This window comes from Streptomyces sp. NPDC053493 (assembly GCF_044544825.1).
Lineage (GTDB): Bacteria > Actinomycetota > Actinomycetes > Streptomycetales > Streptomycetaceae > Streptomyces.
In genome coordinates this window covers 445,372-468,606 of sequence record NZ_JBITXS010000001.1, presented here as the reverse complement: position 1 = coordinate 468,606, position 23,235 = coordinate 445,372, and the positions used below count along the sequence as shown (strand labels likewise).

Annotated in this window: 20 protein-coding genes; 8 read left to right on the top strand and 12 right to left on the bottom strand. The window is 73.7% G+C overall.

Features of this window, described 5'->3' with window-relative positions; translation table 11 throughout:
* Positions 1-185: 185 nt before the first annotated feature.
* The 5 genes from ACIGO8_RS02010 to ACIGO8_RS01990 all read right to left on the bottom strand — a co-directional run bounded on the left by ACIGO8_RS02010 (position 186) and on the right by ACIGO8_RS01990 (position 6,028).
* Positions 186-1,313: an ATP-binding protein gene (locus ACIGO8_RS02010; protein WP_399722799.1), complete on the bottom strand. Its 1,128-nt coding sequence runs from the start codon at positions 1,311-1,313 to the stop codon at positions 186-188.
* On the bottom strand, positions 1,310-2,047 hold the full coding sequence (locus ACIGO8_RS02005) for a response regulator transcription factor (RefSeq protein ID WP_399722798.1): 738 nt from the start codon (positions 2,045-2,047) through the stop codon (positions 1,310-1,312). Before ACIGO8_RS02005 ends, ACIGO8_RS02010 begins: the two co-directional genes overlap by 4 nt.
* Positions 2,048-2,119: 72 nt before the next feature.
* Entirely contained in the window at positions 2,120-2,845 is a 726-nt protein-coding gene (locus ACIGO8_RS02000) for a spermidine synthase (protein WP_399722796.1), read from the bottom strand.
* 73 nt (positions 2,846-2,918) lie between these two features.
* A complete protein-coding gene (gene surE, locus ACIGO8_RS01995; protein ID WP_399722795.1) occupies positions 2,919-4,037 on the bottom strand; it encodes a 5'/3'-nucleotidase SurE in 1,119 nt (372 codons plus the stop codon).
* Positions 4,038-4,282: 245 nt separating this feature from the next.
* Positions 4,283-6,028 carry a glycoside hydrolase family 3 protein gene (locus ACIGO8_RS01990; protein WP_399722793.1) on the bottom strand — a complete coding sequence of 582 codons (1,746 nt, stop codon included), beginning with the start codon at positions 6,026-6,028 and terminating at the stop codon, positions 4,283-4,285.
* 106 nt (positions 6,029-6,134) lie between these two features.
* Between ACIGO8_RS01990 and ACIGO8_RS01985 the strand changes: the two genes are divergently transcribed.
* On the top strand, positions 6,135-6,767 hold the full coding sequence (locus tag ACIGO8_RS01985; RefSeq protein WP_399722791.1) for a TetR/AcrR family transcriptional regulator: 633 nt from the start codon (positions 6,135-6,137) through the stop codon (positions 6,765-6,767).
* Between the two features lie 51 nt (positions 6,768-6,818).
* Here ACIGO8_RS01985 and ACIGO8_RS01980 read toward each other — a convergent pair whose 3' ends face one another.
* On the bottom strand, positions 6,819-7,376 hold the full coding sequence (locus tag ACIGO8_RS01980; protein ID WP_399722789.1) for a hypothetical protein: 558 nt from the start codon (positions 7,374-7,376) through the stop codon (positions 6,819-6,821).
* 56 nt (positions 7,377-7,432) lie between these two features.
* On the bottom strand, positions 7,433-8,068 hold the full coding sequence (locus ACIGO8_RS01975) for a GNAT family N-acetyltransferase (protein WP_399722788.1): 636 nt from the start codon (positions 8,066-8,068) through the stop codon (positions 7,433-7,435).
* Positions 8,069-8,198: 130 nt separating this feature from the next.
* Here ACIGO8_RS01975 and lon point away from each other — a divergent pair, with 130 nt between their 5' ends.
* Positions 8,199-10,610, top strand: a complete 2,412-nt coding sequence (gene lon / locus ACIGO8_RS01970) for an endopeptidase La (protein WP_399722786.1) — start codon at positions 8,199-8,201, stop codon at positions 10,608-10,610.
* 47 nt (positions 10,611-10,657) lie between these two features.
* Here the strand turns inward: lon and ACIGO8_RS01965 are convergent, their stop codons facing one another.
* The 3 genes from ACIGO8_RS01965 to ACIGO8_RS01955 form a co-directional block, all read right to left on the bottom strand.
* Complete coding sequence (locus tag ACIGO8_RS01965) at positions 10,658-11,809, bottom strand: glutamate--cysteine ligase (RefSeq protein ID WP_399722784.1); 1,152 nt, start codon at positions 11,807-11,809, stop codon at positions 10,658-10,660.
* A gap of 144 nt (positions 11,810-11,953) precedes the next feature.
* Complete coding sequence (locus ACIGO8_RS01960) at positions 11,954-12,994, bottom strand: lytic polysaccharide monooxygenase (RefSeq protein WP_399722782.1); 1,041 nt, start codon at positions 12,992-12,994, stop codon at positions 11,954-11,956.
* A 234-nt stretch (positions 12,995-13,228) separates the two neighbouring features.
* Entirely contained in the window at positions 13,229-14,068 is an 840-nt protein-coding gene (locus ACIGO8_RS01955) for a lysozyme (RefSeq protein ID WP_399722781.1), read from the bottom strand.
* 222 nt (positions 14,069-14,290) lie between these two features.
* On the opposite strand from ACIGO8_RS01955, the gene ACIGO8_RS01950 reads away from it, so the two are divergent.
* Positions 14,291-14,776 carry a MarR family winged helix-turn-helix transcriptional regulator gene (locus ACIGO8_RS01950; protein WP_399722779.1) on the top strand — a complete coding sequence of 162 codons (486 nt, stop codon included), beginning with the start codon at positions 14,291-14,293 and terminating at the stop codon, positions 14,774-14,776.
* A 65-nt stretch (positions 14,777-14,841) separates the two neighbouring features.
* Here the strand turns inward: ACIGO8_RS01950 and ACIGO8_RS01945 are convergent, their stop codons facing one another.
* Complete coding sequence (locus ACIGO8_RS01945) at positions 14,842-15,624, bottom strand: hypothetical protein (RefSeq protein ID WP_399722777.1); 783 nt, start codon at positions 15,622-15,624, stop codon at positions 14,842-14,844.
* Between the two features lie 384 nt (positions 15,625-16,008).
* Between ACIGO8_RS01945 and ACIGO8_RS01940 the strand changes: the two genes are divergently transcribed.
* Genes ACIGO8_RS01940 through ACIGO8_RS01920 form a run of 5 tightly spaced genes read left to right on the top strand, consistent with a single transcriptional unit; the run spans position 16,009 to position 21,964 of the window.
* Entirely contained in the window at positions 16,009-19,155 is a 3,147-nt protein-coding gene (locus tag ACIGO8_RS01940) for a nitrate- and nitrite sensing domain-containing protein (protein ID WP_399722775.1), read from the top strand.
* Positions 19,152-19,640, top strand: coding sequence for a roadblock/LC7 domain-containing protein (locus ACIGO8_RS01935; RefSeq protein ID WP_399722773.1), 489 nt, complete (start codon positions 19,152-19,154; stop codon positions 19,638-19,640). The genes ACIGO8_RS01940 and ACIGO8_RS01935 overlap by 4 nt, the downstream gene beginning before the upstream one ends.
* Positions 19,637-20,050, top strand: a complete 414-nt coding sequence (locus ACIGO8_RS01930) for a DUF742 domain-containing protein (protein ID WP_399722771.1) — start codon at positions 19,637-19,639, stop codon at positions 20,048-20,050. The genes ACIGO8_RS01935 and ACIGO8_RS01930 overlap by 4 nt, the downstream gene beginning before the upstream one ends.
* Positions 20,031-20,705 carry a GTP-binding protein gene (locus ACIGO8_RS01925; protein WP_399722770.1) on the top strand — a complete coding sequence of 225 codons (675 nt, stop codon included), beginning with the start codon at positions 20,031-20,033 and terminating at the stop codon, positions 20,703-20,705. Before ACIGO8_RS01930 ends, ACIGO8_RS01925 begins: the two co-directional genes overlap by 20 nt.
* A 23-nt stretch (positions 20,706-20,728) precedes the next feature.
* The gene (locus ACIGO8_RS01920) at positions 20,729-21,964 is read left to right on the top strand and encodes a styrene monooxygenase/indole monooxygenase family protein (protein ID WP_399722768.1); all 1,236 of its coding nucleotides are present in this window, start codon (positions 20,729-20,731) and stop codon (positions 21,962-21,964) included.
* Here the strand turns inward: ACIGO8_RS01920 and ACIGO8_RS01915 are convergent.
* Positions 21,937-23,193 carry a C40 family peptidase gene (locus ACIGO8_RS01915; RefSeq protein WP_399722766.1) on the bottom strand — a complete coding sequence of 419 codons (1,257 nt, stop codon included), beginning with the start codon at positions 23,191-23,193 and terminating at the stop codon, positions 21,937-21,939. The genes ACIGO8_RS01920 and ACIGO8_RS01915 overlap by 28 nt on opposite strands.
* Positions 23,194-23,235: the final 42 nt, after the last annotated feature.

Genomic DNA, 23,235 nt, shown 5'->3' with positions numbered 1-23,235 from the left:
CACACTTGACGCGGTGTTTCGGTGCCGTGAATGGCGGGAAACAAACGTGGTTCCGCTCCTGTGAGGGTACGCGGAACCGTGGTTGCGGCCCTCTTCGGCCGCACCCCTGAGCACGTCACGCGCGTCCGTCGTACGTCTGTCGTACGCGTACACGCAGAACGTGCGCTTCCGGTTCGAACCCTACGTCAATCCCGTGAGGGAAGGCTGCCCGGAAGAGTGAGCCTGATGCGGCAGCCGCGTGACGATTCGGCCACTCCGATGTGGCCACCGTGCAGGTCCACCGCCCAGCGGGCGATCGCCAGGCCGAGACCCGTGCCGCCGTCGCTCTTCGGGCCGTGCTGGGCCGGGACCGTGCCCCGGTTGAAGCGCTCGAAGACCTTGTGCCGCTCCGACTCCGGAATGCCCGGGCCCTCGTCCTCGACCTCCAGCTGGAGCGAGTCCGGCCACGGCCCGCGCCGGGCCCGCACGGTCACGCGGCCGTGCGGCGGCGAGTGCTTCACCGCGTTGTCGATCAGATTCGCCATCACCTGGTGCAGCCGCTCCGCGTCCGCGTCCGCCGTCAGCTCCGGCGGCGACACGTCCAGGTGCAGATGCACGTCCGTACGGTTGTGCAGGCCGGAGGTGGAGGACAGGCCGCGCTGCGAGGCCGCGAGGTTCGCCTCGCGCAGCACGCCGGACAGGTACGGCCACACCTCGAAACGGCGACGCCTGAGCGTGACGACACCGTTGTCAAGCCGTGACAGGTCGAGCAGCGTCTCCACCAGCCGGCCGAGCCGCTCGGTCTGCTTCAGCGCCGTCCGCATCGTCTCCGGGTCGGCCTCGGAGACGCCGTCCACGACGTTCTCCAGGACCGCGCGCAGCGCGGCGATGGGCGTGCGCAGCTCGTGCGAGACGTTCGCGACCAGCTCCTTGCGGTGCCGGTCCACCGCCTCCAGGTCGTCGGCCATGCGGTTGATCGTCGACGCCAGGTCGCCCAGCTCGTCCCGGCGGTCCGCGCCGCTGACCCGGCGGCTGAAGTCGCCGCGCGAGATCGAGCCCGCGACATGGTTCATCTCGTCGAGCGGGGCCGTCAGGGACTGCGCCACGAACTGCGTGATCAGCAGCGTCGCGATCATCGCGAAGATGGTGATGTAGCGGAACTCCGTCGAGGTCCGGATCGCGACCAGGGCCAGGCCCGAGGTCAGCAGGACCGCGCCGACGACCAGGGCGCCGAGCTTGGTCTTGATCGATATCGCTATCCGGCGGCGCCGCCCGTCCCTCGGACGCGGCTGCGGCTGCGGCTGCCTCGGCCCTCTCGGCCCGCGCCGGCTCACGACGCCGGGGTCTCCAGCGCGTATCCGACGCCATGGACCGTACGGATCCGCTCGGCCCCGATCTTCCGGCGCAGCGCCTTGATGTGGCTGTCCACGGTCCGGGTGCCGGAGGCGTCCGCCCAGTCCCACACCTCGGCGAGCAGTTGCTCGCGCGAGAGCACCGCGCGCGGCGTGTTCGCCAGGCAGACCAGCAGGTCGAACTCGGTCGGCGTCAGGTGCACGTCCTCGGCCCTGACCCGGACCCGGCGCTGCGCGTGGTCGATCTCCAGCTCGCCGAGCCGCAGGATCCCGCTGCGCGGTGTCACCGCCGCCAGCGCGGCCCGCTCCACCCGGCGCAGCAGGACGTGCACCCGGGCGGCGAGCTCGCGCATCGAGAACGGCTTCGTCATGTAGTCGTCGGCGCCGACCCCGAGGCCCACCAGCATGTCCGTCTCGTCGTCGCGCGCCGTGAGCATCAGGACCGGGACCGGCCGCTGGGCCTGGACCCGGCGGCACACCTCCAGGCCGTCGAAGCCCGGCAGCATCACGTCGAGGACCATCAGGTCCGGCTGCCACGCCTCGGCGGCGTCCACGGCGGCCGGGCCGTCGGTCGCGGTCTGCACGAGGAAGCCCTCGGCCCGCAGCCGGGCCGAGATCGCCTCCACGATCGTCGCGTCGTCCTCGACGACGAGCACGCGCCGCTGAGCCCCCGGAGTCGTCGCCGCACCGTGGTTCGTGGTGTGTGTCTGCTCCATTGCCCCGCCTCGCGTCGCCGATGTCGGTGCAGCAGCCTAGAGGCACCGGCGGCGTCAAGGCTACGCAGACGATCAGCCGGGGCGGACGGCGAGGTGGACCACGTCGGGGACGCCCCGGGCAACGGGGATCTCTTCCGTCCGTACCCCGTTGAATCCGGCATTCCGCAACGACTCTTCGAAATCGGCGGACGGCCGGGCCGACCAGACCGCGAGGATTCCGCCCGGGTTCAGACGGGCCGCGCAGGCCGCCAAACCCTCGGCGGAGTACAGGGATTCGTTGTCCTCGGTGACCGTCCAGTCCGGGCCGTTGTCGATGTCCAGACAGAGCGCGTCGTACGTGTCGGTGGACGTGCGGAGGTGCTCGACCAGGTCCGTGTGCAGGATCACGGTCCGGGGATCCGCGAGCGCCGCGCCGGACACGGCCGAGAGCGGGCCTTCCCGGTGCCAGTCGATGATCGCCTCCTCACGCTCGGCGACGACGATCCGGCCCCAGCGCGGGTCGGCGGCCGCGTGGGCGAGGGAGAAGCCGACGCCGAGGCCGCCCACGAGCACGCTCGCGCGCAGCCGCCTCGGCTCGGGCAGCGCCGCCATCGCGGCGTCGACCAGGAGCCGCTCGGAGCGGCCGTCGGAGGTGTCCATCAGGAAGGTGCCGTTGGCGATGATCTCGTAGTGGACGCCGGCGGACGCGGCCTCCGGGCCGTCCTGCGGGCCGCTGGGCGGACCGGGCGCGACGCGCCTGCGCAGGACGACTTCTCCGTACGGGCCCTCGCGGCGGTCGAGGGTGACGGGGTCGGTCATGATCACTCCGTGGCTCGGTACGTACGGGTTGTCCCGGCCATCCTCGCGAGGACCGGAGACCGGGACAAACCTGTTACGAACGCGGGGCCTCGTACGTCACGTAGTGCTCGATCCGCCGGAGCGTGCGGCGGGCGTCGACGGGAGTGCCGTAGGTGCGGTCCCAGGTGATCGGGGCGACCGTGACGTGACCCTTGCCGAGCAGCCAGGTCGAGTCGGCGTCCGCGCGGCCCTCGGCGCACTCGCCCTCACCGCCGCCCTCGCTGCCGCCGTCTCCGCCGTCCGCCGGGCACAGGCCGAGCGTGATGTCGAAGGAGTCGCCTCCGCCGCGCTGCCGGTACGCGTGGTAGGCCACCGCGCCGTCGCCGACCCGGGTCCACACCGGCGCCTTCGCACGCCGGCCGGCGCTCACGTCCGGGTAGTCCACCTTGAGCGCGAACGCCGGCGTCAGCAGGGAGCGGGCGCGCAGTCCGGCCACGAAACGGGCGCCGAACTCGGCGTGCGCGCGGTAGTTCTCGCGCGGGAAGTACGTGTTGGTCGCGTCCCCGGAGGAGGAGAACGCGACCGCCGGGACGCCCTGGTCGATCGCGGCGACGGCGGCGCCGACCGTGCCGGAGTCGTTGACGTTCGCCGAGACGTTCGGACCGGAGTTGATGCCGGTGAGGACCAGGTCGGGCGCGTCGGGCCAGCCGGCCTTGGCTCTCAGGCCGCCGCGCAGCGCGAGCTTGACCGTGTCGGCCGGTGTGGCGCTCGGCGTGTCCTTCTCGCAGGGCCCAGCGGAGACGCAGACGCCGAAGACCGCGCCGCGGGCGGGCGCGGAGGCGCAGTCGTCCGCGTATCCGGCGGGCAGCTCGGCGGCGGTACGGCGCTGCACGGTGAGCGTGCCGCCGTTGGTGACGGCCGTGCCCTTGCCCGACTGGACCTGCCAGGGCGCCATCACGACGACGTCGGCCCCGGCGGCGCACATCGCGCGGCGCAGCTCGTAGAGGCCGAGGCCGTCGGAGTTGGCGGCCTTGGCGGCCTGCATGGAGTCGTCGTTGGACAGCAGGACGCGCAGGCCGGAGAGGGGCTTGGCGGGATAGTGGGCGGGCGCGGGCGCGGGCGCGGGTGCGGGTGCGGGCAGGGGAGCGGTGGCGCCGAGGGCGGTGGCCGCGAGGAGGGCGGCGGCGGTGGACAGGACGAGTGAGGTGCGCATGGCGAGGCTTCCTTCATGTGCATGACATGTGGGTGGGTGAGGAGATCCGGGGCCCCGCCCCCCGGCGGGGGCCCCGGATCGGCGCGGGGCGGCGTCAGGAGCCCCGCGGTCTAGGGGTGGATCCTGGATCCTGGATCCTGGATTTTGGATATCGGATCCAGAATCCGCAGATGAGATCCCGGATCCCGGATCCCGGATCCCGGATCCCGGATCCCGGATCCGCTATCCGTGGCCGGGATCCCGGATCAGATCCGCAGGCCGTGCCCGTACGGGAAGACCGGGCCCTTCGTGTCGTTCGGGACGTCCGGGCGCGAGGCCTCCACCGCCGCCATCGAGCGCGGCAGCTCGAACGGCAGCCGTCCTTCCGCCGCCGCCCGGCCGAAGGCCACGTCGAGCAGGGCCTCGTCGCTCGCTCCGTAGTCGGCGACGAGCGCCGCCGCGTGCTCCGCGATCTCCGGCAGCACCGCCGGCCGCTCCAGGTTGACGCAGACCAGCGTCGGGACCGCCGCGAGGAGCGCGAGGATCCGGCTCAGCTCCGGCTCATCGAAGGCGAGCGAGCCCGAGTGGAAGAAGGACTCGAACCTGTTCGGGCGCTCCTCGTACGGCGTCCGCAGTCGCAGGACCGCGAGGTCGGCCTCCTGCGGACCGGCCACGACCTCGCCGTAGGCCGCGGCCACGGTCGCGTCGACACCCTCCACGTACAGCTTCGGCCGGCCGCTCAGCGGCAGCGGCCCGTTCGTGAGGACCGTCAGCGAGCGGCGCTGGGCCGCCGCGCCCGCCGCCGTGAAGTCGGCGCGGCCCACCGTCTCGGCGGCCTCGTCGGGATCCACGTAACGCCGCTCGTCGAAGAGGCCGAGGACGAACTTCTCGCGCAGCAGCCGCCGTACGGACGCGTCGAGGCGCGCCTCGGAGATCCGGCCGGAGCGGACGAGGCCGACGACCACCTCCGGGCACTGCTCGCCGCCGAACTGGTCCACGCCCGCGTCCAGCGCCTTCGCCGCGCGCTCGGCCGTCCTCAGGTGCTCGACACCCCAGGCCCGGGCCTCGTGCGGCTCGCCGAAGATCACCGAGTCGGCCAGCAGGCCCCAGTCCGTGCAGACGATGCCGGTGAAGCCCAGCTCGTCGCGGAGCAGACCCTGGACGACGCCCTGGTTGAAGCCGAAGCCGACCTCCTCCCAGTCGGTGCCGACCGGCTTTCCGTAGTACGGCATCACCTGCGAGCAGCCGGCCGCGATCGCCGCCCGGAAGGGCTCCAGGTGGAGGTCGCGCAGGCCGCCCGGATAGATCTGCTCCTTGCCGTGCGGGAAGTGCGGGTCCTCGCCGTCCTTCTGCGGGCCGCCGCCCGGGAAGTGCTTGACCATGGCCGCGACCGAGTCGGGGCCGAGGGCCGGGCCCTGGAGGCCGCTGACGTAGGCCTCGGCCAGTTCGGCGGCGAGCTTCGCGTCGGAGCCGAAGGTGCCGGACTGACGCGCCCAGCGGGGCTCGGTGGCGAGGTCGATCTGCGGGTGGAGGGCCACCCGGAAGCCGACGCTCAGGTACTCGCGGCGCACGGTGTCGGCGAAGCGGTGCACCAGCTCCGGGTCGCGGACGGCGGCGAGGCCGGTGGGCTCGGGCCAGGCGGAGAAGGCGCCCGCGTTGAAGGAGGCGCCGATGTTGTCGGTGAAGGCGTGGCGCGGATCGGTGGACAGGGTGACCGGGACGCCGAGCCGGGTGCTCGCCGCCATCTCCTGGATCGCGTTGTGCCATGCGGCCATCTCGCGGGCGCCGTGGGTGCCGAGCAGGTTGAAGTGGGTCAGCCCGCGCCCGGCGATGAGCTCCGGGGTGGTGAAGGGCAGCAGGGAGCCGTCGGTCTCGGTGACCGGCGTGCCGTCCGGGTTCATCGTCAGCATGGAGTGGAAGAGCTGTCCGGCCTTCTCCTCCAGCGTCATCCGGCCGAGCAGGTCCTCGACCCGCTCGGCCACCGGGCGACGGGAGTCCTGGTAGGGGTGCATGGGCCCAGAGGCTAAGCGCGAAAACCGAGTGGGTACTAGGTTTGTGTGAGGTGACCTGGATCACGTGATCGAAAGGCGGAGTGGAGCCGGGGCTAAGGTGGCCTCCATGGCGGAGAAGAAGGCGGCCGCGGGCGGCAGAAGCGCAGGCCGGGGCGGTTACGCGGTCGGCGACGCGCGCCGCCGCAAGATCCTGGACACCGCCGTCGAGCACTTCGGGCAGTGGGGCTTCCACGCCTCCTCGCTCGCCCGGATCGCCCACGACTGCGGCATCACCCAGGGCGGACTGCTGCACCACTTCCGCAGCAAGGAGGACCTGCTGCTCTCGGTCCTCGCGCAGAGCGAGCAGCACGACATGGAGCGGCTCTTCACCGCCGAACCCGCCTCCTGGGGCGCCTATCTGGACACCCTCGTCGCGCTGATCGAGGACAACACCCGGCGCCCCGGCATCGTCCGGATGTTCAACGTGCTCGTCGGCGAGTCCGGAGACGTCGGGCACCCGGCCCACGCCTACTTCAAGGAGCGCTACGCGCGCGTGCTCCGGCACACCGTCGCCCTGCTCGAGTCGGCGGTCGAGCGCGGCGAACTGCGCGCCGGCACCGACTGCCGGGCCGTCGCCGAGGAACAGCTCGCCGTCATGGACGGTCTGCAGATCCAGTGGGCGCTCGACCCGGAGGCAGTGGACATGCCGGCCCGGGTGCGGGACTACCTGCGGCGGCGCTACGAGGAGCTGCGCGCCTGAGGTGCGCCCCGGCGCCTCACGGCGCGATCGCCTGAGATACGCCCCGGCGCCTCACGGCGCGGTGGGCGGGTGGCCCTCCGGGAGGGCGTCGAAGACGCGCTGGAGGGCGGGCGGCCAATCCTCGCCGTCCCGGGTGACGACGAGCCGGTGGTCGTGGGTGACGTAGTACGAGAAGCCGTCGGCCACCGGTGTGCCGCCGCCCGTCGGGCGGTCCGGGACCTTCGCGTACGCCGGGTCCTCCAGGGCCGCGCGCAGCTCGGCCGCCCGGGCGGCGGTCATGGTGCCGGAGCTGGGCGGCCTGGTGCCCTTGCTGAGCGTGTACGCGCCGTCGTAGTGGACGACCAGCTTGTTGCGCACGCCGGCGAACCCGCCGTTCACGACGACCTCGACCAGGACGTCCTGGGGCGCGGGCTCACGGCTCCCGGCCGTGGTGGGCGCCGGTGTCGACGGCGCCGGTGCCGTGGCCGGCGAGCTCGCGCCCGGCGCGGGCGTCGACGGCGACTTCCCGGACGGCGCCGCGGGCGACCCGCCGCACCCGGCCACGACGACGACCGCGGCCAGCGCCGCCGCGGCTGCGTACCTTCCTCCGTACCGCTTCACGTACTCCATGGGCCTGAGCATGCCCGTCGGCTCGCGCCCGTGCAGCCGGAACGGCCTGGTGCGGCTCAACCGTTGCGGACGATTCCGGTGAGCGGACACCGGTAGTACCAGTCGAGCGAGTCGTAGAGCGCCATGCCCTCCGTTGTCGCCGCGAGGACGCCGGTCTCCGCGCCCGCCTGCGCGGCGGCCGCCTCCAGCGTCCGCATCACGTTGGCGCCGAGCCCGCGGCGGCGGTGGGCGGGATCGGTCTCGATCCGGTCGGCGACGGCCGTCGCACCGGTCGGCGCGATCTGCCCGCGGGCGGCGAGCGTCCCGTCGGGCGCGAGGATCCGGACCCGGATCACGCCGTCCCGGGTCTCCGTCGTCCGCGCGTAACCGTCGGGAGGTGCCGGCCGGGCGGCGGGATCGAGACGCTTGGTCATCATGAAGCCCGGGTCGTCCGGGACCGTCCATCCCTCGGTGATCCACGGCGCCACCTCCTCGGGCGCCGCCATCACCTTGAGCCAGGCGTACGGCTCGGTGACCGCCTCGCACAGCTTTCGCACGGACACCGCGTCGGGATGCGGCAGCACGTGCCGGAGGACGTGGCGGGGCTGCCCGACGTCGATCCGGTAGCCCCAGGGCTCGACGACGGCGGGCGGCGTGCCCCGGGAGACGGTCCACCCGGCCACCCAGGCCGATGTAATGGCTGCTGTATCCATGGAGGCATTACATCCGCTGTTCACGGTGCGCGTGACGGTGATCGCTCAGAGCGAACAGCCGATGGGGAACATTCGACGACTCACAAGCATTGAGTGCACATAGCTCAACTTGACTGCCGAAGGGGAGATCATGGCTGCTGAGTCCATGCCGTCCGCGCCGCTCACTCTGCCCGTGCTGCCGCTCGACGACGAGGTCGTGCTGCCCGGAATGGTGGTGCCGCTGGACCTGTCCGACGCGGACGTACGGGCCGCGGTCGAGGCCGCCCAGGCCGCCGCGCGCACCGGGTCCGGCAAGCCCCGCGTGCTCCTGGTGCCCCGCGTGGACGGCACCTACGCCGGCACCGGTGTGCTCGGCACCGTCGAGCAGGTCGGACGGCTGGCCGACGGCGACCCGGGCGCGCTCGTCCGCGGCCGCGGCCGCGTGCGGATCGGCGCCGGCACGACGGGACCCGGCGCGGCCCTGTGGGTCGAGGGCGCCGTCGTCGAGGAGACCCTGCCCGACCCGCTGCCCGGCTCCGTGACCGAACTGGTCAAGGAGTACAAGGCGCTCGCCACCAGCTGGCTGCGCAAGCGCGGTGCCTGGCAGGTCGTCGACCGCGTCCAGCAGATCGAGGGCGTCGGCGCCCTCGCCGACAACTCCGGATACTCGCCCTTCCTCACCGTCGAGCAGAAGGTCGAACTCCTCGAGACCGCCGACCCGGTCGCCCGCCTCAAGCTCGCCACCGCGCAGCTGCGCGAACACCTGGCCGAGCAGGACGTCGCCGAGACCATCGCCAAGGACGTCCAGGAAGGCGTCGACAAGCAGCAGCGCGAGTTCCTGCTGCGGCGTCAGCTCGAAGCCGTCCGCAAGGAGCTGCGCGAGCTCAACGGCGAGAGCGAGGGCGACGAGTCCGACGACTACCGCGCCCGCGTGGAGGCCGCCGACCTGCCCGAGAAGGTCCGCGAGGCGGCCCTCAAGGAGGTCGAGAAGCTGGAGCGGTCCAGCGACCAGTCCCCGGAGGGCTCCTGGATCCGCACCTGGCTCGACACCGTCCTCGAACTGCCGTGGAACGAGCGGACCGAGGACCAGTACGACATCCAGGGCGCCAAGGCGGTCCTCGACGCCGAGCACGCGGGCCTGGAGGACGTGAAGGAGCGCATCACCGAGTACCTGGCGGTGCGCAAGCGGCGCGCCGAGCGCGGCCTCGGCGTGGTCGGCGGCCGGCGCGGCGGCGCCGTGCTCGCCCTGGTCGGCCCGCCCGGCGTCGGCAAGACCTCGCTCGGCGAGTCCGTCGCCCACGCGATGGGCCGCTCGTTCGTCCGCGTCGCCCTCGGCGGCGTCCGCGACGAGGCCGAGATCCGCGGCCACCGGCGGACGTACGTGGGCGCGCTGCCCGGCCGGATCGTCCGCGCCATCAAGGAGGCCGGGTCCATGAACCCGGTGGTCCTGCTCGACGAGATCGACAAGGTCGGCTCCGACTTCCGGGGCGACCCGGCGGCCGCCCTCCTGGAGGTCCTCGACCCGGCGCAGAACCACACCTTCCGCGACCACTACCTGGAGGTCGAACTCGACCTGAGCGACGTCGTCTTCCTCGCCACCGCCAACGTCCTGGAGGCCATCCCGGAGGCGCTGCTCGACCGCATGGAGCTGGTCAGGCTCGACGGCTACACCGAGGACGAGAAGGTCGTCATCGCCCGCGACCACCTGCTGCCCCGGCAGCTGGAGCGGGCCGGCCTGGCACCCGGCGAGGTCGTCCTGGAGGAGTCCGCCCTGCGCAAGCTGGCCGGCGAGTACACCCGGGAGGCGGGCGTCCGCACCCTGGAGCGCTCGATCGCCCGGCTGCTGCGGAAGGTCGCCGCGCAGAACGAACTCGGCGAGCGCGAGCTGCCCTTCACACTCGGCGCCGACGACCTGCGCGCCCTGATCGGCCGGCCGCACCACGTGCCCGAGTCCGCCCAGGACCCGGCCGAGCGCCGCACCTCGGTGCCGGGCGTGGCGACCGGACTCGCGGTCACCGGAGCCGGCGGCGACGTGCTCTTCGTCGAGGCGTCGCTCGCCGACCCGGAGACCGGCGCGGCCGGACTGACCCTGACCGGCCAGCTGGGCGACGTGATGAAGGAGTCCGCGCAGATCGCGCTCTCCTTCCTCCGCTCGCACGGCGCGGAGCTGGAGCTGCCCGTCACCGGCCTCAAGGACCGCGGCGTGCACATCCACTTCCCGGCGGGCGCGGTCCCGAAGGACGGCCCGAGCGCCGGCATCACGATGACGACGGCCCTCGCCTCGCTGCTCTCCGGCCGCCTGGTCCGCACCGACGTCGCGATGACCGGCGAGGTCAGCCTCACCGGCCGGGTCCTGCCGATCGGCGGACTGAAGCAGAAGCTGCTGGCCGCCCACCGCGCGGGCATCACGACCGTCGTGATCCCCAAGCGGAACGAGCCGGACCTCGACGACGTCCCGGCCGAGATCCTCGAGAAGCTGGAGGTCCACCCGGTCACGGACGTCCGCCAGGTCCTCGAGATCGCCCTCACCCCGGCGGAGGTCGCGGTGAGCGCGGCGGCGTGACCCGCGGCCGGGGCGCCCTCCGGGTGGAGGGCGCCCCGGCCGCCGGCTCACGCGGGCGCGGTGCGGCGCACGGCGTCGGCGACGACCGGTGCCAGGCTCGCGCCGCCGTCGTACGCGGCGCGCTGGAGATCGGCCCCGGTGCCCCGGGCGAGCAGCTCCTCGACCGCGCGCACCGCCCGCTCGAAGTCGCCCGTGGCGCGCAGCGCCGGCGCGACGTGGTCGAGCAGGGCCTGGAGGACGTCGGCGGCCGGCGCCGGCCGCCAGGTCAGCGGGTGCAGCAGCTCGCCGCCGACGCCGTAGCGGCTGGCCCGCCAGGACGCCAGGCGCAGCACCACGGTCGGCACCGGATCGGCCGCCACACCCGCCCGCCAGGCCCGGGCCCCGGTCTCCACCAGGGCGCGCACCAGGACCGCGAGGAGCACCGCGTCCTCGACGTGCTGGCAGACGTCGCCGACCCGCACCTCCAGGGTCGGATAGCTGCGGGAGAGCCGGGCGTCGAAGTAGATCATGTGGTCGTCGACCAGCACCTCGCTCGCCAGCATCGCCCTGGTCGTCTCCTCCAGCGCCGCCACGTCCCCGTACAGCTCGCTCGGCCCGCTCATCGGCCAGCGCGACCACAGCTGGTGGCGCCAGCTCGCGTACCCGGTGTCCTCGCCCTGCCAGTACGGCGAGTTGGCGCTGAGCGCGAGGAGCGGCGCGAGCCAGGGCCGGATCCGGTCGAGGACGCCGACGCCCTCCTCGGCCGAGACGAGATGGACGTGGACGTGGCACGCGCAGGTGAGCTTGTCGTCGACGAGCCGGGCGTAGCGGTCCTCGATGCGCCGGTACCGGTCGTCGGGAGTGAGGACCGGGTCGAAGCGCATCGGGGCGGTCGCGAGGGCCGCGACCGCGGCCCCCGCCTCCTTGGCGGCGGCCGCGGCCGCGGTCCTGGCCCGGAGCAGCTGCTCGGCGAGCTCGTCCGCCGTGGCGCACGGACGCGTGCCGATCTCCAGCATCTCGCAGAACAGCTCGGTCTTCACCGGCTCGCCCCGGTCCTCCTCGCGCAGGACGTCGGCGTGCCAGGCGGCGATCTCGGTGACGGTGGCGGCGAGTGGTCGCGGGACCCCGCTGCCGGGATCCACGAGGAGCAGTTCCTCCTCCACCCCGAACGTGCGCGGCCCCGCTCCGCGGTGGTAGGTCCAGGGCTGCTCATTCCGCATGGAGTGCTCTCCTTCACGGTCGGACGACGGTGCGCTGACGGCCGTTCGAACGGAGCTTTCCCCAAGCGTGTCCACGAGTCCGCCGGTATGCACCCGTCCGCTCGCACATGGCGGGAATTGGGTGACCGGTGGCCGCCGGGCGGGTCAGTTCTCGCCGCTGCCGGCCCGGCGGCGGGTCAGCAGCAGGCTGCCCGCGCCGAAGGCGGCGAGCGCGCCGGCGCCCGCGAGGGCGAGCGGGAGCGGGGAGGAGGGGGCCTCGGCGGTGTCGGCGGAGAGCGCCGGAGGCCGCTCGTCGCCGCCGTGGCCGGCGTGGCTGACCGTCGAGCGCGCCGCGCCCGCCGCGATCTCCGCCTCGGTCGGAGCTTGCGCGACGCCCGCCGCGCCGGCCTTGCCCGCCTGGCCGACGCTGCCCGCCTTGCCCGTGGCACCTGCCGTGCCCGCGTTTCCGGCGGTGTCGACGCCGCCCGCCGTTCCTGCCGTGCTCGCCGTGGTGCCGAAGGTGACGTCCGAGCAGCTGTAGAAGGCCTCGGGGCTGTCGTTGCGCTGCCAGACCATGTAGACGACGTGGCGGCCGGTGCGGGCCGGGAGCGTGCCGGAGAAGGCGTAGTAGCCGTCGGTCGCGGTGCGGGTGGTGGCGTACGTGGCGACCGGGGTGCTGTCGAGGTCGGACCACTTCAGTGGCTTGGCCGGGTCGAAGCCCTGCTTGGTGACGTACATCGTCATGGTGCCGGAGTGCGGCGCGGTGACCCGGATCCGGAAGCCGAAGGCGCCGGAGGCGACGGCGGTGGCGGGCCAGTCGGTGCGGGCCCAGTCGAGGGCGCGGTACTTGTCGCGGTTGGCGGAGCAGAGCCTGCCGTCCGGGATGACGGCCTGGTGGTTGCCGGCGGCGTTGGCGATGTTCACCTCGTTCCAGTCGTACAGCGGCTGGGTGCCGGAGTCGGCGACGAGGTCCTTGCACACCTGCGACTTCGGGGTCTCCGGGCCCTCCGCGTAGCAGGCCGCGATCCGGCTGACCGGGTTGAAGACGGCGCCGTGGGCCTGGGCGGCGGTCGGGGTGAGGGCGGTGAGCGCGGCCGCCGCCGAGAGGGCGGCGACGGCGGCGGAGGTGCGGCGCACGGACGTGCGGCGGGCCGGCGCAGGGCCGGAGGACGTACGGCGGGAGGACGTACGGCGGAAGGGCGGCATGAGGGGGGCTCTCTCTCGTGCGTGGGGGAGTACGGGACGAGCAACACCGGTGTGGCACACGGGAGTTGCGGTCCCGGGCGCCGCCCCGAGGGTCGCATTGGTCCATACCAATGAGCAAGAGGGAGAGCGGAAAACGGCGTCGAGGGCGAGTCGCGGACGAGTCGCGGAAAGGCCGGGCGGGGCCCCGGGGTGCCCTCACCCCGAAGCCCCGCCCTCCCCCGAACGGGCCCGCGCTCAGCCGTTGGCGAGCGCCTGGACCCGCGAGAGGTCCCCGTTGAAGTGGTTGTGGTCGCCCACCGTCGGGCCGGACGACGTGTACTGCCACATCGTGTAGTAGCCCCAGCCGGCCGGGAGCTCGCCGACGTCGGCGGCGTAACGCGCGATCCACAGCGGGTTGACGGTGGCGAAGCCGCCGTAGTTGCCGGTGCACTGCTTCCACCAGCTCGTCGCCGTGTAGATCACCGGGTCGCGGCCGGTCCGGGTCTTGTAGCGGTTCACGAAGTCCCGGATCCAGGTGACCATCCCGGACTGCGTCTTGCCGTAGCAGGTCGCGCCGTACGGGTTCCACTCGATGTCCAGCGCGCCCGGCAGCGTCTTGCCGTCCCGGGACCAGCCGCCGCCGTTGTTCACGAAGTAGTCGGCCTGCGCGGCGCCGGTCGTCGTGTCGGGCGTCGCGAAGTGGTACGAGCCGCGGATCATGCCCACGTTGTACGAGCCGTTGTACTGCTGCGCGAAGTAGGTGTTCTGGTAGTACGTGCCCTCCGTCGCCTTGACGTAGGCCCACCTCACCCCGCTGTTCCACAGCGTCGACCAGGCCACGTTCCCCTGGTGGCTGGAGACGTCCACGCCTTCCGTCTGGCCGGCCTGGATCGTGACACCGCCGCCGGGCTTGCCGCCCTGGCCGTCGTGCGCGATGACGCCCATGCCCATGTAGGCGGAGCCACGGGCGGGCACCTGCCGGGCGCCCGGGTCCTGGGCGGCGCTGGCGGTGCCGGAGAGGGAGAGGGGGAGGAGGAGTGCCAGGGCCGCGAGGGCGGCGCCGGCGAGGGACGTTCCGGATCTGTGCACACGCATTGCGTGCCTCCGAAAGGCTCGTGGGAGCGAGGGGGGAACACATCCTGGTGTGGACATGTCAGGCTGTGACGCCGGGAACGACGCTACGCACGTAGACCCGCCCGGGGAAGAGGGCCTGGGTGCTGCCGTTGGTCTACGCCTGCGAAATACTGAAGGAGCTGCGGCGATGGCCGCGGCCGGAAGAAACTTTCAGCGAGCGGAAAGCGCGCGAGGGGTGCTGACGTGCACGGAAGCGGTACGGGGAGTGAAGTCGGGCCCAGGAACGGGAGTGGTGTGGACCAGGAATTCCTCGCGCTGGAACGCGAACTGGCGGTCTTTCTGCGCCGTGCCCGGGCCCAGTCCGGCGAGATGGCCCGCGAGGTCCACCCCGAGCTGGAGCCCGCCGCCTACGGACTCTTCGTACGGCTCGACGAGGCCGGCCCGCAGCGCGCCACCGACCTGGCCGGCTGGTTCGGCGTCGGCAAGGCCACGATGAGCCGTCAGCTGCGCGCCCTGGAGGAGCTCGGCCTGGTCGCCCGCGACCCGGACCCCGCCGACGGCCGCGCCTCGCTGGTCCGCCTCACCGAGGAGGGCCAGGGCCGCTTCCGGCACGTCCGGGACGCCCGCCGCGAACGGTACGTGCGCAAGCTCGCCGACTGGGACCGCGCGGAGGTCGCGGAACTGGCCCGGCTGCTGCACCACTTCAACGTCCGCGCGGCGGAGGGCTGACGGCCCCACCGTCTGGTGGGCCTGTTCCTCCGGCCTCCAGCGCCCCGGAGGTGAACCGAGCCCTCTCACAGAAGGGCGTGGACCGCGGTCGCGTCGTCGTGGAGCTTCCAGCGGCGGGCGTCGCCGGCCGCCGCGGCCGCCGCCTCCAGGGCCCGGACCCGCTGGAGCAGGCCGCGCGCGCCCTCCTCGTCCAGGACGTCGAAGAGGCCGGCCCAGTCGCCCTCCCGGAACAGCTCCACCCATCGGCTCGCCCCGTCACTGAGCGCCGCGAGCGCGCGGACCTGCGCCCTCGGGGTCGTACCCGTCACCGCGCGGTCCGCCACGGACGGGTCGGCGGCGGCCGTGAAGAAGCCGCCCTCCCGGTTGCGCAGCCGGTCCGTCGCCTCCCGGGAGCGCAGGACCTCCACCGGGACCCGGTCCAGCCGGTCGTCGAGCACCGCCCGTACCGCGCCGTCCGGCGCCCGCAGGAGCAGGGCCGCGTCGGACAGGACGAGGTGCTCCACGGCGGTCTCGTCCCAGCGCGCGATCGCCACGGTCGCCTGCGGCGTGCGCACGTGAGAAAGGTCACAGGTGTTCCGGTGGGCATCCGCGGTGCGCCGGATTGCCAGCGCGAGGATCCCGGACAGCGTCAGATCGCGCCGCGAAGCGGACAGTTCGGTCAAAGCGCCGCCGAGTCGGGCCGTGAACCACGGCACCCCGTGCACACAACCGTCGTCGTCCGCCGGCGGTGTCACCCCGTCCAGGACGACGACCACGCCTCCCGTCCCCGAGGCGGGCAGAACCGCGGCTGCCCAGTCCTCGTTGGGCCGTTCGGGACTGCCGGGCAGGGAGGCCGCTTCCGTACGCATGATCCACAGTCTGCCCCGCACCCGCCCCGCCTGCATCACTCCTTCACAACGCCTCCAAACGCCCGAATCTGGCCTGTACCAAAGGGTCCTGAAGGGCCGGAAGGCTCGGAAACGCAGGCCCCGGCAAGCTGCGGGCGGGCATCCTGCCAAAGCCCGCGCGGAAGATCCAACCGGCGGTAAGCGAGGCGCCCCGGCGGCCACCGGGAAGAGTTGTTCGCCAACTCATGAGTGTTGTTCACTCGTTCGGGTGGCGGAGCGGCCGATGCCAGTCCCCTGACCAGAACCGCTGAAATGGTCGGAAGACACACCAGGGGTGGGGGCTCTTACATGTGACCGGTCGTCACCTCTGCTTCATGGGCGGACGAGTCAAGGATGCGAGCACCGGTGCAGAAGAAGCGGCCTCGGAGCAACAACGGCGCGCGGAGCCAGACCCCCGGTGATCCGCAGAGCCCCGGCCTGCCCGCGCCCGGCGCGCCCACGCCCGTGCCCGGCACGCCCACCTCCGCGCCCGCGTCCGCGTCCGGCCTGCCCGCGCAGCCGCCGGCCGGCCGCACCAAGCGGGTCCGCAGCCGCCTCGTCGCCGGCGTCGCCCTGGTCGGCGTCACCGTGCTCGCCGCCGGCGCACCCGCCGTCCTCACCGCCTCCGGCGACCTCGACGAATCCGTCAGCCTCGTCGCCCTCGCCGAACTCGACCGCCAGGCCGTCACCCTCGCCCACTCGCTCTCCGACGAACGCGACGAGGTCGTCGCCTACATCGCCGCCGGCCGCGACGAGCAGCCGGGCGACGCCAAGGACAAGCGGCGGATCACCGACGCCCGCACCGCCCGCGTCGACCGCCAGATCGACGAGATCCGCGCCGCCGCGCCCGACGAGCTGCGCCGCGACCTCGCCACCGTGCCCTCCATCCGGCGCACCGCCCTCACCGGCAAGGGCACCGCCCTCGAGGCCCACAAGGCGTACACCGACGTCATCGGCAAGCTCCAGGCCCTCGCCGACCAGCTCGCCGAGCGCACCCCGGGCCGCGCCGCCGAGGCCGTCCGGGCCCCCGGCGCCCTCGGCCGCGCCACCGAACAGGCCTCCGCCGAGCGCGGCCTGCTGCTCGCCGCGCTCGCCGTGCCCCGGCCCGAGGCGCCCGGCACCACCCACTACGACCCGGCCACCGGCACCTACGTCACCGACCGCGCCGAGGGCGCCGAAGAGGCCGACCGCACCCGCAACGCCCTCGCCGCCGCCGCCCAGCAGGCCCGGGTCCGCGAACTCGCCGCCCTCGCCGACTTCGACCAGGCCGCCACCACGCCCGCGCGCGACTCCCTCGCCGCCACCGTCACCGGCCCCGACGTCAAGAACGCCGAGCGCTATCTCGCCCGCCTCACCGACCGGCCCGAACTCTCCGAGTCCGAGCTCAACACCGACCCGGCCAAGCTGGACGCCGCGCTCTCCGCCCGCATCGAGCAGATGCGCGGCGTCGAATCCGCCCTCGCCACGGGCCGCGTCGACCGCCTCACCGAGCTCCGCGACGACGACGTCACCGCGCTCGAAGTGCGCCTCGCCTTCCTCGGCGGCTGTCTGCTCGTCGCCGTCGGCATCTCCACGTACGTCGCGCGCACGCTCACCCGGCCGCTCGCCGTCCTGCGCATCGGCGCCGCCCGGCTCGCCGCCGCGCCCGAGCCGCAGCACGAGGAGGCGATCCGCTTCACCGGGCGCAACGACGAGTTCGCCCAGGTCGTACGGTCCCTCAACACCCTCCAGGGCAAGCTGGCCGACCTCGCCGCGCGGGTCGAGCAGCTCGACGGCCACGCCGCCGACCTGGCCGGCGCGCGCGAGGCCCTCGCCGCCGAGCTGACCGCGCAGCGGGCCGAGCTCCAGGCCCAGAACGCCCTGCTCACCGCCGAGCTCGAGCGGCTCCGCGGCACCGTCCACCACACCTTCGTCAACCTCTCGCTGCGCGGGCTCGGACTCGTCGAGCGCCAGCTCGGCGTCATCGAGAAGCTGGAGGAGCGCGAGCAGGACCCCGACCGGCTCGCCACCCTCTTCAAGCTCGACCACATGGCAACCGTCATGCGCCGCCACAGCGAGAACCTGCTCGTCCTCGCCGGCCACGAGCACCACCACGGGCACCCGGGGCCGGTGCCGCTGGTCGACGTGCTGCGGGCGGCGGTCAGCGAGATCGAGCGCTACGAGCGGGTCAGCATCCAGTCGCTGCCGCCGTACGCCCAGGTCGCGGGCTTCGCGGCGGACGACCTCAGCCACCTGGTGGCCGAACTCCTCGAGAACGCCACCTCCTTCTCGCCGCCCGACACCCAGGTCCAGCTGTCCGGCTGGCTCCTGGAGTCCGGCGAGGTCATGCTCTCCGTCCAGGACGGCGGCATCGGCGTCGCGCCGGACCGCCGCGCCGAACTCAACGCCCGCCTCGCCGACCCCGAGGCGGCGGCCGGCACCGAGGGCGAGGGCCTCGGCATCCGCGTCACCGCGCTGCTCGCCGCGCGGCACGGCGTACGGGTCGAGCTGCGCGAGCAGAAGCAGGGCGGCACCGCGGCCGTCGTGGTCCTCCCGCTCCCGCTCCTCCCCACGGCCCCGCCGGTCACGGCCCCTCCGGCCGCCCCGCTCCCGGGCCTGACCTCGCCCCCGGCCCTCAACCTCCCCGGCTCCGTGGCCGAGGCCAACTCCAACACCCTCCCGACGCGCCACCGCGACCCCTTGATCGAGGCGGCGGAACGCACGGTGGCCTCGCAGCCGCAGGCCGCCCAGAACCCGGCGCGGGACCTCGACGGGGACGGCGGCGCCCCGACGGGCCACGCCGCTTCCGCGGACCCCGGGCTCGCCCCGGAGACCGGCGCCCCGACGGGCCACGCCGCTTCCGCGGAGTCGGACCAGGAGGCCGTGTCCGAGCCGGCCGGCCCGGGCGCGTACGCCCCCGCGGACGCCGGGCTCGCCGAGGAGACGGGCGTCGCCGCCGACCACGCGGCCCCGACGGCACCGCTGGACCCCGCGGCGCCGTTCGGTGATCCGGCGGAGCCCGGCCCGTACGCCGCCCCGGCGGCGGACCCCAACCACGGGCCGGAGGCGCACCCCGCGCCCGAGGCGCACCCCGCACCCGCGCCCGAGGCGCACGCCACGCCCAGCGCGCCCGCCGCGCCCGAGGCGCACCCCGCGCCCGCCCCCGCCACCGCGCCCCGCGAGCCCGTGGCGGCCGAGACCACGCTGCAGGTGCGGCTGCCCGATCCGCCCGCGGAGCCCGACGGGCACGAGCGGGCCGGGGTCGAGGAGGCCGGGCCGCGGGAAGGGCGGTGGGAGCGGGTCACCGACAAGGGGCTGCCGAAGCGGACGCCGCGGATAGTGCGTCCGGCCGGTGCCCCCGCCGCACCCATACGCCGCGGCGGTGTGGACGCCGAGGCGCTGCGCCGGCGGCTCGGCGGGTTCCAGCGAGGAGCCGAGGACGGCCGCCGCGACGTGGCCGCCGAGATCCACGCCGCCGGGACCGCAGGTACCGAGGAGAAGACGGGGGACACAGTCGAGGAGGCACGCAGTTGACTGCGACCGGAACATTCGGACTGAGCAGCGAGGCCCGCAACCTGCAATGGCTGCTGGGCAACCTGGTCGAGGAGGTGCCGGGCGTCCGCTCCGTCGCCGTCGTCTCCTCCGACGGCCTGCTCCTGCTCTCGTCGGACCCGGACGTCCAGGGCGCCCCGCCGCCCGTCGCCGCCGACCGGGCGGCCGGGCCCCGCGGCTCCAGCGCCGACCTGGCCACCATCGTCTCGGGCATCGGCAGCCTCACCGTCGGCGCGGCCCGTCTGATGGACGGCGGCGGCGTCAAGCAGACCATGGTCGCCATGGAGGAGGGCAGCGTCTTCGTCATGTCCATCAGCGACGGCTCGCTGCTCGGCGTGCACGCCACGCCCGACTGCGACATGAGCGTCATCGCGTACCACATGGCGCTGTTCGTCGGCCGGGCCGGGCACGTCCTCACGCCCGAACTCCGCAGCGAACTGGCCAAGTCCATGGAGAGCGCCCAGTGACGTCCGCAGCGCACGCCCACCGCCTTCCGATACGTGGGGAGGGGCGCCGCCCCTCCCGTGTCCGCCCGTACTCGCTCACCGGCGGCCGCACCCGTTTCGGCCACATCCTCCTCGTGGAGACCTTCGTCGCCGCCCTCGAAGCGGCGCCGGACCGCAAGGTCCTCACCGACGGAGGGCCCGCCGCCCGCGGCTTGATGCCGGAGATGCGGGCCATCGTCGAGCTCTGCCGCCGCATGCGGACGGTCGCGGAGATCTCGGCGCTCCTCAAGATGCCGTTGGGCGTCGTCCGGGTGCTGCTCAGCGACCTGGCCGACCAGGGAAAGATCCGTGTGTACGGGACCGGCCACGGCACCGGCCGGCCCGACCGCGCGCTCCTCGAAAGGGTGCTGAGTGGACTCCGCCGTCTCTGAATCGCCATCGCCGGTGATCGCCGGTATCCCCGCCCAGCCCACGCCCGTCGAGCCGCCCGGCGCCGACCCCGAAGAGGGCGCCCAGGACTGGCAGCTCGACCACAACCGCGCGCCGATCGCGACCAAGGTCGTCGTCGCGGGCGGCTTCGGCGTCGGCAAGACCACCTTCGTCCGCGCCGTCTCGGAGATCACGCCGCTCCAGACCGAGGCGCTGATGACGCGGGCGAGCGAGGACACCGACGACCTCACCGCCACGCCCGACAAGCTGACGACGACCGTGGCGATGGACTTCGGCCGGATCACGCTGGACGACGACCTGGTCCTGTACGTGTTCGGCACGCCGGGGCAGCAGCGCTTCTGGTTCATGTGGGACGACCTGGTGCGCGGCGCGATCGGCGCCGTCGTGCTCGCGGACACCCGCCGGCTGACCGACTGCTTCCCGGCGCTGGACTACTTCGAGAGCTGCGGCCTGCCGTACGTCGTGGCCGTCAACCACTTCGAGGGCACCGAGCGCTTCGAGGTGGCGGACGTCCGCGACGCGCTGACCGTTCCGCCGCACGTCCCGATCATGATCATGGACGCGCGCAAGCGGTACAGCGTGGTCGAGACGCTGCTCGCGATGGTCGAGCACGCTCTCGAAGCCACCCCCGAATAGATCCCCAGCACCCAAGGTCCCCCATGCGCAAGATACTCATAGTCGGAGCCGGTCAGTCCGGTCTCCAGCTCGCCCTCGGACTGCAGTCGAAGGGCTACGACGTCACGCTGATGTCCAACCGCACGGCGGACGAGATCCGCTCCGGGCGGGTCATGTCCACGCAGTGCATGTTCGACACCGCGCTCCAGCACGAGCGCGACCTCGGCATCAACTTCTGGGAGTCCCAGGCCCCGCGGATCGAGGGCCTCGGCGTCTCCGTCGCCGGCCCGGACTCGGCCCGGGTCATCGACTGGGTGGGCAGGCTCGGCGGATACGCGCAGTCCGTCGACCAGCGGGTCAAGATGGCCGGCTGGATGGAGACCTTCGCCCAGCGCGGCGGCCGGCTGGTCATCCACGGCGCGGCCGTCGGCGACCTCGACTACTTCTCCCGCAACTACGACCTGGTGCTGGTGGCGGCCGGCAAGGGCGAGCTGGTCTCCATGTTCGGCCGGGACGCGGCCCGCTCGCCGTACAGCGAGCCGCAGCGCGCGCTCGCCGTCGCGTACGTGCACGGACTCGGCCCGCGCCCCGAGCACCCGGACTTCGACGCGGTGCGCTGCAACGTGGTGCCGGGCGTCGGCGAGCTGTTCGTCATGCCGACCCTCACCACCTCCGGCCGCGCCGACATCCTCTTCTGGGAGGGCGTCCCGGGCGGCCCGCTGGACGTCTTCCAGGGCGTCAAGGACCCGGCCGAGCACCTGGCGCTCACGCTGAAGCTGATGGAGACCTTCACGCCCTGGGAGCACGCCCGGGCCACCGAGGTCGAACTCACCGACGCCGGCGGCACCCTCGCGGGCCGCTACGCCCCGACCGTCCGCAACCCGATCGGCCGTCTGCCCGGCGGCGGTCTGGTCCTGGGCGTGGCCGACGTGGTCGTGGCCAACGACCCGATCACGGGCCAGGGCTCCAACTCGGCGTCCAAGTGCGCCGCCGCGTACCTCGCCGCGATCGTGGAGCACGGCGAGCGTCCCTTCGACGAGGAGTGGATGCGGGGCGCGTTCGACCGCTACTGGCAGACCGCCCAGCACGTCACCAAGTGGACCAACGCGATGCTCGCGCCGCCGCCGGAGCACGTCCTGAACCTGCTCGGCGCCGCCGGCCAGCTGCAGCCGGTCGCCGACCGTTTCGCCAACGGCTTCAACGACCCGGCCGACTTCGAGAACTTCTTCTTCGACCCGGAGAAGACGAACGCCTACCTGGCCTCGGTCTCCGGAGCCTGATCCTCGGCTTGATCCTGAGCCTGATCCCCGGCCTGATCCCGAGCCTGTTCCTCGGCCTGGTCCAGGCCCGAGACGCCCTCGTCCGCGCCGTCCGTGGCTCCCTCCGGGAGCTCGGGCGGCGTGAACGTTTTCAGGGGCGGGGCGTCGGGATCGGGGCGTACGGCGCCTAGGAGCGGGTTGGCGGCGAGCGGGGAGACCTTGACGCGGGCGCCGGGGCGCGGGGCGTGGACGACGAGGCCGTCGCCGAGGTAGAGGGCGACGTGGGTGGCCTCGGGGAAGTAGACGACCAGGTCGCCGGGCCGCAGGCGGGTGAGCGGGACGCGGGGCAGGGTCTCCCACTGCTCCTGGCTGGTGCGCGGGAGTTCGTGCCCGGCCGCCGCCCACGCCTGCCGGGTGAGTCCGGAGCAGTCGTACGTGTCGGGGCCCTCGCCTCCCCACGCGTACGGCTTGCCGATCTGCCGCACCGCGAAGCGCAGCGCCTCGGCGCCGGCCTCGGAGGGAGTGCGGGCCCCGTCGAGGACGCCGGAGCCGAGGAGCCGGCTCTGGGCGCCGGCGGTCTGGGCGGTCTCGAGGGAGGCGAGGCGGCCGAGCTGGTCGGGCGAGAGCCCGGCGAGCAGCCGCTCGACCTCGCGCAGTCGCGTCTGCGCGGTGGCCCGGTGCTTCTTCCGGGCGGCCAGCAGGCCGCGCCGGCGTTCCAGCGCCGTGCGGGAGGCGGCGGCGAGGGCGCCCGCCTTCTTCTCGGCGGCCTGGAGGCGGGCGACGACCGTGGCCCGTTCGCGGGCGGCGCGGGCGACCAGGTGGCCCTGGTCCAGGGCGTGCTGGGGGTCGGGAGCGAGCAGGAGGCGCAGATACGGGGAGAGTTCGGAGCGGCCCTGGTACTGCTGCCGGGCGAGCCGGCCGGCCTCGTCGCGGCCGCGGGCGAGGGCCCGGCGGGCGGCCGCCAGATCGGCGGCGGTCCTGCGGGTGTCGGCCGTCTGCTTCTTCAGTGCCTCGTCGGCGGCGTTGTAGGCCTCGGCGGCCTTCTCCGACTCCTGGTAGAGGGTCCGGAGACGGGTGAGGAGGCCGGAGACGGAACCTGACGGGCCGGGAGCGGGGCCGGACGCGGGGCCGGAGGAGGTGGCGGAGCCGGGCGGGTCGTCGCCGGGCGCCGCCGAGGCCTGTGGGCCCGCGGTCAGCGTCGTCGTCACGGCGAGCACTCCCGCCAGCGTGCGCAGCAGTCGTCCCGGCACGTCACCACCTCCACCGGGATGATGACGGGCCGAATAGTCCGA